This window comes from Terribacillus sp. FSL K6-0262, from assembly GCF_037977385.1.
Classification (GTDB): Bacteria; Bacillota; Bacilli; order Bacillales; family Amphibacillaceae; genus Terribacillus.
The window spans coordinates 1,820,668-1,834,713 of record NZ_CP150277.1; the positions used below are offsets into that span (position 1 = coordinate 1,820,668).

General features: G+C 47.1%; 18 protein-coding genes. 13 read left to right on the top strand and 5 right to left on the bottom strand.

The window, feature by feature from the left end; translation table 11 throughout:
• Window positions 1–44: 44 nt before the first annotated feature.
• The 3 genes from MHI54_RS09470 (at window position 45) to MHI54_RS09480 (ending at window position 3,235) form a co-directional block, all read left to right on the top strand.
• The gene (locus MHI54_RS09470) at window positions 45–2,318 is read left to right on the top strand and encodes a DUF5689 domain-containing protein (RefSeq protein WP_340081346.1); all 2,274 of its coding nucleotides are present in this window, start codon (window positions 45–47) and stop codon (window positions 2,316–2,318) included.
• Between the two features lie 274 nt (window positions 2,319–2,592).
• Window positions 2,593–2,970 (top strand): glucose starvation-inducible protein B, encoded by a 378-nt coding sequence (locus MHI54_RS09475; protein ID WP_340081347.1) that lies wholly within the window; start codon window positions 2,593–2,595, stop codon window positions 2,968–2,970.
• Between the two features lie 151 nt (window positions 2,971–3,121).
• The gene (locus MHI54_RS09480; protein WP_095217001.1) at window positions 3,122–3,235 is read left to right on the top strand and encodes a YjcZ family sporulation protein; all 114 of its coding nucleotides are present in this window, start codon (window positions 3,122–3,124) and stop codon (window positions 3,233–3,235) included.
• A gap of 39 nt (window positions 3,236–3,274) precedes the next feature.
• Here the strand turns inward: MHI54_RS09480 and MHI54_RS09485 are convergent, their stop codons facing one another.
• Together MHI54_RS09485 and MHI54_RS09490 are read right to left on the bottom strand one after the other, a co-directional pair.
• Window positions 3,275–3,718, bottom strand: a complete 444-nt coding sequence (locus MHI54_RS09485; protein WP_233135147.1) for a YrvL family regulatory protein — start codon at window positions 3,716–3,718, stop codon at window positions 3,275–3,277.
• Window positions 3,719–3,781: 63 nt separating this feature from the next.
• On the bottom strand, window positions 3,782–4,300 hold the full coding sequence (locus tag MHI54_RS09490) for a GNAT family N-acetyltransferase (RefSeq protein ID WP_095216999.1): 519 nt from the start codon (window positions 4,298–4,300) through the stop codon (window positions 3,782–3,784).
• A 136-nt stretch (window positions 4,301–4,436) separates the two neighbouring features.
• Between MHI54_RS09490 and MHI54_RS09495 the strand changes: the two genes are divergently transcribed.
• From MHI54_RS09495 to MHI54_RS09535, 9 genes are all read left to right on the top strand, one after another.
• A complete protein-coding gene (locus MHI54_RS09495) occupies window positions 4,437–4,643 on the top strand; it encodes a hypothetical protein (RefSeq protein WP_095216998.1) in 207 nt (68 codons plus the stop codon).
• Window positions 4,644–4,783: 140 nt separating this feature from the next.
• On the top strand, window positions 4,784–5,869 hold the full coding sequence (locus MHI54_RS09500; protein ID WP_095216997.1) for a DNA alkylation repair protein: 1,086 nt from the start codon (window positions 4,784–4,786) through the stop codon (window positions 5,867–5,869).
• A 17-nt stretch (window positions 5,870–5,886) separates the two neighbouring features.
• Window positions 5,887–6,471 (top strand): TIGR00730 family Rossman fold protein, encoded by a 585-nt coding sequence (locus MHI54_RS09505; protein WP_095217008.1) that lies wholly within the window; start codon window positions 5,887–5,889, stop codon window positions 6,469–6,471.
• 111 nt (window positions 6,472–6,582) lie between these two features.
• On the top strand, window positions 6,583–7,470 hold the full coding sequence (locus tag MHI54_RS09510) for an AraC family transcriptional regulator (protein ID WP_095216996.1): 888 nt from the start codon (window positions 6,583–6,585) through the stop codon (window positions 7,468–7,470).
• Window position 7,471: 1 nt separating this feature from the next.
• Window positions 7,472–8,044, top strand: coding sequence for a hypothetical protein (locus tag MHI54_RS09515; protein ID WP_340081349.1), 573 nt, complete (start codon window positions 7,472–7,474; stop codon window positions 8,042–8,044).
• A 101-nt stretch (window positions 8,045–8,145) separates the two neighbouring features.
• On the top strand, window positions 8,146–8,271 hold the full coding sequence (locus MHI54_RS09520; protein WP_340081350.1) for a hypothetical protein: 126 nt from the start codon (window positions 8,146–8,148) through the stop codon (window positions 8,269–8,271).
• 69 nt (window positions 8,272–8,340) lie between these two features.
• Complete coding sequence (locus MHI54_RS09525) at window positions 8,341–8,829, top strand: YbaK/EbsC family protein (RefSeq protein ID WP_095216994.1); 489 nt, start codon at window positions 8,341–8,343, stop codon at window positions 8,827–8,829.
• Between the two features lie 109 nt (window positions 8,830–8,938).
• Complete coding sequence (gene lepB / locus MHI54_RS09530; RefSeq protein ID WP_095216993.1) at window positions 8,939–9,466, top strand: signal peptidase I; 528 nt, start codon at window positions 8,939–8,941, stop codon at window positions 9,464–9,466.
• Window position 9,467: 1 nt separating this feature from the next.
• Window positions 9,468–9,779 carry a CHY zinc finger protein gene (locus MHI54_RS09535; RefSeq protein WP_340081352.1) on the top strand — a complete coding sequence of 104 codons (312 nt, stop codon included), beginning with the start codon at window positions 9,468–9,470 and terminating at the stop codon, window positions 9,777–9,779.
• 158 nt (window positions 9,780–9,937) lie between these two features.
• Here the strand turns inward: MHI54_RS09535 and MHI54_RS09540 are convergent, their stop codons facing one another.
• Window positions 9,938–11,104, bottom strand: a complete 1,167-nt coding sequence (locus MHI54_RS09540) for a cation:proton antiporter (protein ID WP_340081354.1) — start codon at window positions 11,102–11,104, stop codon at window positions 9,938–9,940.
• A gap of 289 nt (window positions 11,105–11,393) precedes the next feature.
• Between MHI54_RS09540 and MHI54_RS09545 the strand changes: the two genes are divergently transcribed.
• Complete coding sequence (locus tag MHI54_RS09545) at window positions 11,394–11,945, top strand: GNAT family protein (protein WP_340081355.1); 552 nt, start codon at window positions 11,394–11,396, stop codon at window positions 11,943–11,945.
• Between the two features lie 26 nt (window positions 11,946–11,971).
• On the opposite strand, the gene MHI54_RS09550 is transcribed toward MHI54_RS09545, so the two are convergent.
• Together MHI54_RS09550 and MHI54_RS09555 are read right to left on the bottom strand one after the other, a co-directional pair.
• Complete coding sequence (locus tag MHI54_RS09550; protein ID WP_095216989.1) at window positions 11,972–13,204, bottom strand: OFA family MFS transporter; 1,233 nt, start codon at window positions 13,202–13,204, stop codon at window positions 11,972–11,974.
• Window positions 13,205–13,314: 110 nt separating this feature from the next.
• On the bottom strand, window positions 13,315–14,046 hold the full coding sequence (locus MHI54_RS09555) for a LytTR family DNA-binding domain-containing protein (RefSeq protein WP_340081356.1): 732 nt from the start codon (window positions 14,044–14,046) through the stop codon (window positions 13,315–13,317).

The following is a 14,046-nucleotide window of genomic DNA, read 5'->3' on the forward strand; positions in this document are numbered from 1 at the left end:
TATTTGCTATGCTTTACCTATTAATCTAAGGGAGGAACCTGCTTGTGAATAAAGTGATGGATTGGAGAGCTGTGGTAATCGCTGTTTTACTTGTCCCTTTCACGGTTTTCGGCTATGCAGTGCATAGCGAAGCCGAGACGGCAGCTGACCCTGCTCCGGAATTACAGCCAAAGGGAGAGGCGAATGGGAAAAAGGTATTATTTGATAATACGCACGGACAAACCGCCGGTGCCGCTGACTGGGTCATCGATGGTGCATTTTCCGATTTTGGGGAGGCCTTGGCCGAAGAGGGCTATTATGTAAAGGAATTAAGGAAAACATCGGCCATTACTTATGAAGACTTGAGCGGCTATGATGTTTTTGTCATACCAGAACCAAACATTGCATTCAAGAAATCCGAGCAGGATGCGATGCTTCGTTATACCCAGGAGGGCGGCAGCATCTTTTTCATCGGAGATCATTATAATGCTGACCGTAACTATGATCGCTGGGATTCTGGCGAGATCTTCAATGGCTACCGCCGAGGTGCATTTGACGATCCGACCAAAGGAATGTCGGAGGAAGAGGCAAATTCCGATCGGATGCAGGGAGTCGAAAGCTCCGACTGGCTTGGGGAAAATTTTGGCATCCGCTTCCGTTTCAATGCCCTGGGTGATATAGAGTCTGGTCAAACTGTAGTGGATCCATCAGATTCTTTTGGCATCACGGAAGGTATTGAAGTAGTGGAATCCCATGCTGGATCTACATTGACAATCCTCGATCCGACAAAGGCAAAAGGATTGATATATTTCCCGGAAAATATTCCGGCATGGCCGAATGCTGTCGACCAGGGGGTATACGCTGGCGGCGGGATCGATGAAGGAGCTTTTGCGGCAATTTCCAAAGTGGAGCAAGGCAAAGCCGCGTTCATTGGTGACTCTTCGCCGGTGGAAGACGCTACACCGAAGTATCTCCGCGAAGACAACGGACGTACGAAGCGTACGTATGATGGTTTCACAGGAGAAGGAAATAACGGACAGTACATGCTGAATGTCATGGAATGGCTAAGTGAAAAGGAAAGCTATACAAGCTTCGAGGAAACATCCATCACACTCAGTGAGGAGACACCTCTGCTCGAAACGGATACAATCAATGAAAATCCTGAGCTGACTACAGAAACACAAGCAGAGCCCTGGACCAATCCTCCAGCTGGCTATCGCTGGTATGATCCGAGCACTTTTGCAGCTGGTTCCTATGGTTCGGATGAAGTCGCTTCCAATCCAGTTTATGAAGTGGTGACACCTGCAACATTGCCGACACAGCAGGAATTCACCGTGCGAGTTGCCGTAGAGGACTTGGAGCCGGGTGAAACGCTGACAGGTCTGCAGCTGGGTGCCTATCTTCCGGGAGGACAGCAGATTGGTAAATTCAATACGACAGGAACCTGGCCTGGCGGCTATGGCTACAGCAGCAGCTTCTCTGTCACAGCGGATGCAACGGGAAGAGCGATAGTGGACATTCCTGCTCAATTGAATCCTGCCACTGCGGACGGAACAGCCAATTTGCGACTTCGCAAGGATGGCAGCAATCTTTTGACGAAGTCCGTTCAGGTGGGCAATGTGGATGCGGAGCCTTTGCCGGATGATGAGGCAGAGCTGCCGCGGCAGGTAGCTATCCAGGAAGCGCGTAAAGCAGCGGACGGGGAGGTAGTAACGGTTGAAGGTATCGTAACATCCACCCCGGGCAGCTTTGGCGGAAAAGGTTTTTATCTGCAGGATGAGACTGGCGGAATTTATGTTTTTCAGGATAGTGACAGCTTCAAGGCTGGTGATCTAGTCCAAATCAGTGCAGTGAAGACTACGTATAATGGAGAAGTGGAAGTTACGGATATCATCAAGTCCGAAGTTATTGGACAAGCAGATATTCCAGCACCGAAGACTGTTTCTGTAATTGATGACACGAATCAAGGACAGCTCGTCAAACTTACAGAAGTCACAATCAAAAACATCGAGACGTTCGGAACGTATGGTACTTTCGAGTTTGATGCACAAGCAGCTGATGGGACCGAGACACGTGTACGTGTCGATAATCGAATCGGCTTGAATCATGATACCTTTACATCACAGTTCCAGGAAGGCGACAAAGTTGATATTACAGGTGTGTCCTCCATCTTTAATGGCACATATCAGCTGAAGCCAGTTTCAACAGATAATATCGTCAAATCGGCACAAGCAGAACAGCCTGCCCCATGCAAAGCCGATAACGGCAAGCATAAGGGTGCCGATAAAGGACAAGGCAAAGGAAAGGGACATGATAAAAGCTGGAAATGTGCTGCGTAAATAAAAAAAGAAGCAGGAATGCATCATTTCCTGCTTCTTTTTTTATGCGTCTTTTATCATCGTAACTTGCTTTCTTACTCTTCATTCATCACAAAAGGACCGCCGAAACTGTGAATAATTTCTCGTTTAAAAAAATGATATCCTCGTCATTTGGGCTTTCCTCCCAATTTCCCCTTATCCAGTTTATGTAGGTGTGATGCGGGAATACATTCACCAAGCGTGGCCGCGCAACGTTAAACTACTGCGAAAGAGACATCTTGAGGAGGAGATTAACATGGCACAGAACAATAACAGCAAAATGAGTTATGAAGAAGCGGGTAAGAAAGGCGGACAAGCAACGTCCAATAATCATGACAAAGGATTTTACGAAGACATCGGCTCAAAAGGCGGACAAGCAAATGCAGAGAAGTACGACAAAGAGCACTTCCAGGGTATCGGCTCAAAAGGCGGACAAGCAAATGCAGAGAATCATGACAAAGAGCATTTCCAGAATATAGGTTCCCAAGGCGGCAATGCGACAGCGGACAGCCACGGACAGGACTTCTATGAAGATATTGGGTCCAAGGGCGGCAAGGCAAACGCAGATGCCCATGATAAAAAACACTTTCAGGAAATTGGCTCAAAAGGCGGCCGTTCCAATAATAACAATTAAGAAAGCGGCTTGAATGATGGAGAAGGCAAAAAGATCGCTTCCGAATTTACAGGTTCGGAAGCGATTTTTGCTGTTTATGGAATATTTCATACTTGGTAACCCTTATGCAGCCACATACATAAAATGACTTGAATCAAAAAGGAGGGATATCATGTCTGAAGGTTATGGCAAAGGTTACGGCAGTGGTTTCGCGCTTCTAGTAGTACTTTTCATTTTGTTGATCATCATCGGTGCTTCCTACGTTGGCGGTTACGGCGGTTATTAATTGAATGAAGAGGGGAAGCCGCATTATGCAGTGCGGCTTCTATTTTTTCTTTTTCATTTCATGATCCAAGGTCGCCTCTATTAACGCAATGAAGGCAGCCAGGACAATCTCTGTATACCAAGCTAATCGTACTGGTTCATAAAAGCCATTCACGATCGAGATGATGAGCCAATTCATGATGAAATTCAAAGAAAAGGCAACCATGTATTCATGAAATGTCTGTGTCTTTTGCTTGTTAGTCAGGATATGGTAGCAAGCTTTTGCGAAAAACTCGCCGGCAAGGCTCAGTAATAAGTATATACCGACAAAAATGGCTAAATGTTTGGGTGATTCATACGCAATCTCAAGAATGCTGAAGACGCCCAAGAATCCGAAATAGTAGAGTGCAGCAACAAAAGCAATGGAACACCCTGCGAGTATGAATGGAAGGATTGTCATCAATATCTTTGAATCTTTGTTTTGTTTTATCTTAGGCTGTCTCATTGCCACTGCTATCACCCCATACGTTCTCTCTGGCTGTTCATACGTATTACGCGGCTGAATGTTTCATATAGATGTATAGTCAGAGCGAAGCAGGCTATAAATGGTCATATCAAGAAAGATACCATTCAATTTTTCGTATTCGCGCAACATACCCTCTTCATGAAAACCTGATTTCTCCAATAGTCTGCGAGAAGGTATATTTTCGGGCTCCACTTTTGCTTCTATCCTGTTAAGTCCTAATGTATGAAAGCCTTCCTCAAGCAAAGATTGCAGTGCCTGACTCATATATCCCTTTCGCCAGAATTCCTTTCCTATCTCATAGCCTATTTCGCCTCGTTGGTTTCCGGTATCGATGTAATTGAACCCGCAAGTCCCGACAATCGTGTCATCATCCAATAGAATCGTGTAGCGGGCAGCGTTATCAAGCTGTGTAATATATAGAATCATCTCTTCTGCTTGCTCCGCAGATTGCATGGGAGTGATATTCATAAAGGCAGTCACATCAGGATCGGACCAGAAGCGGAATAAAGCTGGTGCATCAGAAACAGAAATCGGGCGTAATCGGATTTGTTGTTTGGACAAGCTGCATGCTCCTCTCTTTGTATAAGAAAATCAATTCCTGAATATGTAATGCGAAAGGTGATGAACAACGATGTCATCTTTGTTTCAATAGGGCTTTCAATCGTTCTGCCGATGGCACTTGAAGAACGTTCCTGACATGGATGTTGGGGCGGCCCCTTTTCAGTCAGGCTCCGATTTTGGCAGCGCCAACGCTCCAAACATACTGTGGCTGCTCGGTGCGGAGCTTTTAATTGCATACGACCGCATTGAAAATACGGACAAGCGGATTGCGATCAACGGTCTAAAAACGACAAAAAAGGAGCTGCCATTCATCGTCGCCGGCACGAGAAAGGCCGTCAAATGAGTTTTCATGGGCTCTCAGCTATTTTGCCATCCTTTTCTTTGTTCTTTTTTTGAAAGGGAGCATATCCCCTCAAAGCGTCATTGTAGCTTACCGCTTTTTTCCTGTAGAATATAGACAAAGATAACCTGGGGGCGGTAAAGGTGGCAGAACCACTGAAAGCTATATATACGAGCGATTTCCTGGAAGGTTTCGCATTTAAAGTAAAACAAGCTTATCCGGTCTTTGATGACAGAAAGTTCATGGAAGAGGTGATGGATGAGCGCTGGGAAGATCTCGAGCTGAAAGGCCGGATCCGGAAAATCAGCCAGACACTCGGGGATTTCCTTCCCGGAAATTATCCGGAGGCTTTAGGTATCCTGCTGGCGATCCAGGAACAGTGTGAAGGGTTTCCTTACTTATTTTTCCCGGACTTTGTGGAAGTTTTCGGTCAGCAGCCAGAGTATGAAGAGCTGTCACTTCAAGCGTTAGAACAATTCACGAAGCGGTCGACTGCGGAGTTTGCCATCAGGCCATTCCTGATCAGGTCCCCTGATAGGATTATGAAAAGAATGGCGGAATGGGCCCGGTCGGATGATCATCATGTGCGCCGTCTGGCAAGCGAAGGCTGTCGGCCAAGGCTCCCATGGGGCCAGGCGCTTCGGCAGTTCAAGAAAGACCCAAGTCCCATTTTTCAGGTGCTGGAATTATTGAAAGCTGATGATTCCCTGTATGTACGAAAGAGTGTCGCCAATAATCTGAATGATATTGCCAAGGATCATCCTGAGCAGGTCATCAGCACTGCCAAACGATGGAGCGGATTTTCCCCGGAGACGGACTGGATCATCCGGCATGGATGCCGTACATTGCTGCGGAGCGGAGAGCCGGAAGTAATGGCTTTATTCGGTTACGAGGAGGCAGCCGGGATTTTGACAGAAGCCAGCATAGCTGCAGGGCATCAACGGGTATACATCGGAGACACAGTAAGCCTGACATATTCGTTTAAAGTAAAGAAGCAGGCGAAGCTGCGTGTGGAATATGCCATCGATTTTATTAAAAAGCGCGGGATATCGAGGAAAAAATTCCTTCTCTCGGATCGGATATTTACAGCGGGGGAAACGGTGACGAAAGGACGAGTCCATAACTGGAAAGATCTTACGACCAGGATTCATTATCCGGGTATGCACCGGGTGGTGCTGTTGGCCAATGGTTCTGAAATTGCTCATACAGAAGTGGAACTACTTAAGTGAAGGAGAGGAATGGAATGATGGAACGAATTGCTGTTTTCTGCGGGTCAAGTGAAGGGGCATCACCAGCTTACGTCGCTGCGGCTAAGGAAGTGGGAAAAACATTGGCGGAGCAAGGTTTGACACTGGTATATGGAGGAGCGAGTGTAGGATTGATGGGAGCTGTGGCGAATGGTGCGATGCAAGCAGGAGGGCATGTCATCGGCGTGATGCCTGATTTCCTGGAGAAGCGGGAAATCGCCCACTCACATGTATCTGAACTGATCGTCGTTTCTTCCATGCATGAACGAAAAGCGAAAATGGCAGAGCTGGCAGATGGCTTCGTGGCACTTCCTGGCGGTCCGGGGACACTGGAGGAATTTTTTGAAATCTTCACATGGGCCCAGCTCGGGCTTCACAAGAAGCCGCTGGGCATCCTGAATGTAGAGGGATATTATGATTTGCTGGTGAACTTATTCGATCATATAGCACGGGAACGTTTCATGCATGAGAAATATCGGACAATGGCATTGGTGGATGACAATCCAGCAAGTCTTCTTGAAAAGTTCCGTCAATATGAGGCCCCTGAAGTTAAAACATATATCAGACGAACAGAGCAGACGTGATGGCGTCTGCTTTTTAATTCATGCCTTTATGGTCATGTTTTATAATTGAGCAAAAATTATCAAAAAAAGTCCAGGCTCTTGCGATAAGCTGTAATCATAGGAGGTGCACGAATGCTAGTTCATGAATCGGCCGTTCAAACAGCCATTTCTTTTATAGAAAATAATTTGCATGAGCCGCTTACAGCGGATCAAGTCGCCAGTCAAGCCGGCTTCTCCAAATACCATTTTCATCGATTATTCCAGTCTTCTGTCGGGTTGTCATTCACGGATTATATTCGCCGGAGAAGGCTGGCTGGAGCATCGGCTGCGCTTTTGCATACTGAGCTGGGGATACTTGATATCGCATTCATGTATCAGTTTGAATCTCAAGAGGCGTTTACCAGGGCCTTTAAAAGGCATTACAATCTTCCGCCAGGAAAATATAGACGCATGATGCGGGGAGCACTGCATCAGAAGGAGGAAAAGATGGAAGCAAACCAAGTAAAGGGATGGATATTAAGCGGTTCAGATCCCCACAGCTATGAAATGGGTATTGATTATAAGCAGGTGCATCAAGGGAAGGCGTCTGGCTATTTGAAGTCGAAGACAGTCATGGGAGGTGATGAATTTGCAACGATGATGCAGCAGTTCAAGGCAGCGAAATATTTAGGCAAAAGGCTGCAGCTGACTTGCTTCATCAAAACCCAAGATGTACAAGGCTTTTCCAGCATGTGGATGAGGGTGGATAATGCATTGGATGATGTAATCCAATTTGACAATATGAGCAATCGTCCGATAAAAGGGACGACCAATTGGACACGGTATCGTATCGTGCTCGATGTCCCGGATAATAGTGCGGTCATTTCCTTCGGTGTGATTTTATCCGGAAAGGGAAAGGTCTGGGCGGATGGATTCCGGTTTGATGAAGTAGATGAATCGGTTCCGACAACGAATTTGGATATGACCTATGATTTACAAGACGAGCCGATCAATCTAGCCTTCGAGGAAGAGTTGGGCTGATATGCTCGAAATGCTGTTCGATGTCATCCAGCTCCTCCTATTGTATTGGAAACAAGGCGTTCCGGTTGAGGTGTTATTCGTGTGGATACCGATGCCATTCTTACTTATGGTATCTGAATTGATCACCCGCCGTATCATCAATCAGCCCTTGGGTAACGCTTCTGCTTACGTAAAACTAATAGGCACTTGTATTGTATTAAGTGGAGCATGGATTGCACTGCTCCCCAGCTTGCTTCATATTGCAGGGGAATTCAACATGATCTCCATCATTTTTCCTCTCGATGAAGCTGTGCTGCTGGCAGGTATATCCCTGGCGATTGCTGCGTGTCTGCTGCCGCTGGCTGTCATATGGATCAAGCTGGAAAGAAAAATCACGAAATGCATCTATGTGGTTGCATGCGGCACAATCGATGCAATGGCAGTGCATGCCGCAGCCGAGGCATTGGGAATGGAATTGCCCCTGATGGTAAGCCTGCTTTTCGGGCTGGCGTTCTGCATGCTGACAGCTGCTGTGCCGAACATGGACTATGCAGATGAACAAATGACGCATCACTTCAAAGGACAGCATACATAAAATGCTGATCCTTCTTTTTTTTGGTTCCCATTCTAACCTATTACCTATATAGCCAGCATCTTCATTATGGTAAAATATTCAAAAAGAGGAGGCTTTGCAATATGTCGGATTTCCAAATCGGCAGTCTGTTTGTGCATGTGAAGGATGCGAATGAAGCAGCAAATTGGTATGCCAATCTTTTAGGCAGATATCATCCTGTGTACAAGGTCACGGCGAGATGGAGATGAAAGCAGTCTTCCAATCCAATGAACTACATATCCAAGGTGCATTTTACGGAGGAATAGGAGGTCTATGAAATGAGTATCGAGAACGTAAAGAACTATTTGGCAAATTTCAATCGAAGCAGTGATATCATAGAGCTCGATCTGTCCAGTGCCACTGTAGAGCTAGCTGCAACTGCCCTCGGAGTGAAACCTGCACGGATTGCCAAGACATTGGCATTCAGGGGAAAAGAAGCGGCAGAATCCGTTTTGATCGTTGCAGCAGGTGATGCAAAAATCGATAATAAAAAATTCAGGCAGTTTTTTGGTGTGAAAGCACGGATGCTTTCAGCTGATGAAACACTGGAACGGACAGGTCACGCTGTCGGAGGGGTTTGTCCGTTTGGATTGAAAAATGATTTGGCTGTCTATATGGATATATCCTTGCAGCGTTTTTCGACTGTATTTCCTGCATGCGGCAGCAGTAATTCAGCAATAGAACTGACGTGTGAAGAACTTGCCGAATTTGGCAAAGGGAAAGAATGGATAGATGTATGCAAGGGCTGGAGTGGCGACACGGCATGAAAGCAATGGCAGCTGTGTGTAAGGGATACTGCTTTGCTTCTGTCTCTGACACTGCTAAACTAAGCATGTACCCTATACTTCACAAAAAGATAGGTTAGGAGAAAGAATCATGTCAGAAAATAATACAAAAAAAGAAGTATTCTCCTGGTTGCGAGCAATCATCATTGCCGTTGTCATTGCTTTCGGCTGCCGATATTTCTTGTTTACACCATCAACGGTCCACGGAGAATCGATGCTGCCGACATATCATGACAGTGATCACGTCATTGTCAGCAAGGTTTCGAAAATAGAGCGGAATGATATCATTGTATTCAACGCCCCTGATGCGGATGCGCATTATATCAAGCGGGTGATCGGTCTTCCGGGGGACACAATCGAAGTGGTGGATAATGTGCTGTATGTGAATGGCGAAGCCCAGGACCAATCCTATCTGCGGGAGGATATGGTAACTGGTGATTTCAAGCTCAAGGAATTGACGGGCGAGGAGAAGGTGCCGGAAGGTGAAGTGTTCGTCATGGGAGATAACCGCACGAACAGTAAAGACAGCCGCATGTTCGGATTCATTTCAGAGAAAGAGGTAATCGGGGAAGTGAAGATGACCTACTATCCATTCTCTGATTTCCATATCGGCGACTGATATGTGTCAGGTACACGGAAAGACAGTCGATGGGGAAACGAGATGTGAACATTATCATTCTCCATTGGATGTCGTAGCAATCAAGTTCGCCTGCTGCAAGGACTTCTATCCTTGTCATCAATGCCATGAAGAGACAGCCGGTCATCAGGCAGAAGTCTGGCCGAAAGACCAATTCGATGAACATGCCATCCTTTGCGGTGTGTGTAAAACGACACTTAGCATCAATGAGTATATGCATACAGACCATTGTCCAAGCTGTAAAGCAGCATTCAACCCAGGTTGTCAGCTGCATCACCACTTATATTTCGAATGAATGAAAAGAGGCTGCCGTTAATTTGGCAGCCTCTTTTCATTCATTTTGCTCTCCTGCTCCAGGCTTGAAGGAAAAGGGTGATATGGATATCCCGATGACAGCCAAGCCTGGATGCAGCGCTTTTGGGGCAGGAGGAGATGATCCGCCCCCTTAGATGATCAGGATGCGGAACGCTGTGTACCAGCATCCCCCGTCCGGGAAAATATGAACTTCAGCATGGATGGTGTGACAAGTGTCGTCACGATGACCATGATGATGATGCTCGTATAATATTCCGGATCGAGCAGCCCAGAGCTTAACCCAGTACCTGCAATGATCAAGGCTACTTCTCCGCGGGAGACCATACCTGTACCAATGGCCATGGAAGATCTTCCATTGAATCCGGTCAGCCTTGCGCCAAGTGCGCCGCCGAACAGCTTCGTCACAATAGCCATGACGCTGATGAGCACGATGAATAACAGCTGTGACCCGACTCCTTCAAAACTGATATTCAAACCGATGCTGACGAAGAAAACAGGAACAAAGACACCGTAAGCAATCGGCTCCAGCTTATGCTCGACCACTTCCTTATGCTTGGTCTGGGAAATGGCAATACCAGCTGCAAATGCGCCGATGATGCCAGCAACGCCCATATACTCAGCGAAGTAGCTGAACACAAGCGCCAGGATGATCCCGGCAGAAACAACCGTCTCACTTACCTGGAAGCGCGCAAACAGCTTCATCACCATTGGAATCAGCCAAATGCAAGCGATGATGATGATACCGAAGAAGAGCACTTTCTTCCCGATCAGCGCGCCAAGACTGACTGATTCTCCTGTACCAAGCACACTCATCAATACTGCAAGCAGCACGACAACGAGAATATCGTCCACGACAGCAGCACCTAATATTGTCGTCCCTTCCCTGGAATTAAGCTTGTTCATTTCCTTCAATGCCTGAACGGAAATGCTGACACTCGTCGCGCAGAATAGCAGGGCCAAGAACAGTGCATGCCCTTGACTCATACCGAATGCGAGTGCAAGGCTGTAACCGCCGATGAATGGGAAAAGCACACCGAGGACGGCAACGGAAAAAGCGGATTTCCAGTTTGCTTTCAGCTGTTCCAGGTCTGTCTCCAAGCCGGCGATGAACATGAGGACAAGTACACCAATTTCGGAGAATTCATGAATGAAGGATGTCTGCTGTATCCATCCGAGCACTGCAGGTCCGAGGATGACACCGGCAAGAAGCTCCCCCAGGACGGATGGCTGCCCGATTTTCAATGCCAGCTGGCCAGCAATCTTTGTAAACAAAAGAATTAAAGCTAAGTGTAATATGAATTCCATATCTGACTCCTTTGTAGTTTATATTTATGCAATTTCCAGACACAAAAAAGGCATATCCGCCAGTTTTCACTGTGGATATGCCTAAAATGGACACAGAGGGGCCTGGGGTGGCAGGCTCCTCCGGAAATTGCATATGTATTTGATTATAGTTATTCATTATAGAGCAGGATCAGAACGAACACAACCATTTTTCATCAGTTTGCCACGGGCAGCGTATCTAAGGAATCCCAAGCATACGGCGCAGATCCCATCTTCTTATTGCTATAATGAAGAAGAAGGGGGTAAGTGTATGTATGAAAGTGGGAGGCTGCAAATCAGGCCTTTAGAGAAAAGGCATGCGAGGGAGCTTTTGGAGCTGAACTTGCGGAACAGGGAACTTTTCGAATCCATCTCACCAGTGGAACGCAGTGATTCGGATTATGACCTGGAGAAATATCGAAAAAATATCGAAGCTGCCAAGGAGGATTGGAAGGAAGATGCAAGATACGAATTCGGAATATTCCTTAAACAGGATGATTCCCTGATCGGAACCGTTTCTTTGTTTTTCATCGAGCGGAAGACAGCGGAAAAATGCATGATTGGTTACTCGCTGGATGAAGCGCATAATGGAAAGGGCTATATGACGGAAGCTGTACAGTTAGTCCTGGATTTTGCTTTTGGAGAGGCAAAGTTTCATAGGGTCGAAGCAGGTGTGATGCCGCGAAACCTAGGTTCGATAGCGGTCCTTGAGAAATGCGGTTTCCAGCGGGAGGGCTTGGAACGAGACGTGCTGTGGATCGGTGGCCGGTTCGAAGATCATTATAAGTATTCCATATTGGCGACAGATCCACGTACAAAGTAAAACCAGGAGCAGGGACTGCTCCTGGTTTAATGCTGCTGGGATGGAATAGGGCGTGAATGCCGTCTCCGATCGCGGTCTCCTTTAGCAGCAGCAGGCTGCTGCGGGCTCCGAACCGTGACTGCAAGTAAGAAAGAAATGAGACAAAGGACACCGATGGCTATGAATGTCGGCTGGAAACCGCCAAGCAATGATGCAATGAAGGAGCCGCCGAGCGCACCGATACCGAAGCCCTGATAAATCACGCCGTAGTTTTTGCTCTGATTCTTCAAGCCGAAGTAATCGGCAACGATTGTCGGGAAGACTGTGATATTTCCGCCGAAGAAGAAAGCAACGGCTGCCACACAGACAAAGAACAGTGTTGTGGATAGTTCGACCATGCTTAGTACTGCGACAGCTCCGGCAGTGACAAGCAAGCCCGCTGCAACCAAGTACAGCCGTTCCACCTTATCGGACAATGCCCCCAGCACGACTCTGCCGGTTGTATTGCAGATGGCCACGACTGCGACAGCGTTAGCTGCTGTTGCGGCAGAAAGGCCGGCGAGTTCCATGCCGGCATCTTTGACGATACCGATCAAATACAAGCCGCTCATACACGCTGTCAGGAAGATGACAAATAGGATGTATGCCTGCTTTGTATGCAGCATTTCCCTGATGCTGTAATTCTTATTTGCCGCTTTAGCGGTTGTTTCCTGCGGCAGGATGGCGTCTTTAAGGAAGAATGCCCCGCCGCTGATCAGGATGAGGGCTGCAATTCCCCAAATGACGAAGGTGCCTTGCACGCCTGCAGAGGAGAGCAGTGCTTGATTGATATATTTGAAGACAAAGCTGCCTGTCCCAAATGCACCAACCGAAATCCCGGATATGAGACCTTTCTTTTCCGGGAACCATTTGATGACGTTTGATAATGTCGTGATGTAAGCAATGCCGTTGGCAAAACCGACAACCACGCCTGCCAATAGATAGATAAGCCAAAGTGACGCAGCCAGTGAGCTCAGTATCAGACCGGCTCCGAGCAGGATACCGGCAAAGATGACCAGCTTCCTGATACCGAATTTATCCTGCAGCTTTCCACCGAAAAGAGTCGATACTGCCAATGCGAAGCTCGTGATGGAGAAGGTGATTGCCACAGAGGAGACGCTCCACCCATATGCATCAGCCAATGGCTGGTTGAATAGACTCCATGTATATATAGTACCTAGGCCGATTTGTGTGATGATCGTACCGAGAACAATCAGCCAGCGATTTGTTTCCGTTTTCATGGGAAATCCCTCATTTCATCTGCGTTGTGTTGATGGTTTTATCATATCCGCTGCAGACTTATTTGAAAGCGTTTTCCCATGAGTTGCATCAATGGAGGAATGAATGGTCCTTAAAGGCGCATGATCTGTCTGAATGCTTTTGCCTTGCTTCGGCTGACCGGGATTTGCTCGTTCAATCCCTTCATTTTGACAAGATATGTATTATGGAACCAAGGCAGGATTTCGTGTATTTTCTCCGTGTTTACAATATATGAACGATGACAGCGGAAAAATCTATCTGTTGGAAGCTGCTGCTCGAAGGTACTGATGGAGCCGGGATAGGTATATACCTCATCCTTTGTATGGACATTCGTCTGTTTTTCATCTGCCTCGGCATAAGCGATATCGTGTATGTCGATTACATAGATCTTTTCATCTTTCCAAACATTGAGCCGTGCCGGCGGCTCTGCCGTTTCCTTCCTGTCTGCTTCGGCGGGGGCGTGCTGCGATTCCAGCTTTTTAAGCATTGCTGCAACCCGTTCCTCGCTGTATGGCTTTAATATATAGTCGAATGCTTCCAACTCGAATGCTTTGGCTGCATGCTCCTTGTAGGCGGTGGTGAATACGATGATCGGTTTATGCTTGAATTTGGCCAGACTTCCGGCCAGCATCATGCCATCAAGCGATGGCAGATTGATATCGAGGAACAGGACATCGGTTGTGTGTTCCTGGAAATATTTCAGCACATCCAATCCATCATCGAAGCAGTCTGTCACTTTGATGGAGCTGTAAGTATCAATCAAATACCGCAGCTCTTCCTGTGCCGGGAATTCATCCTCTGCAATGATTGCGCGTAACGTCAT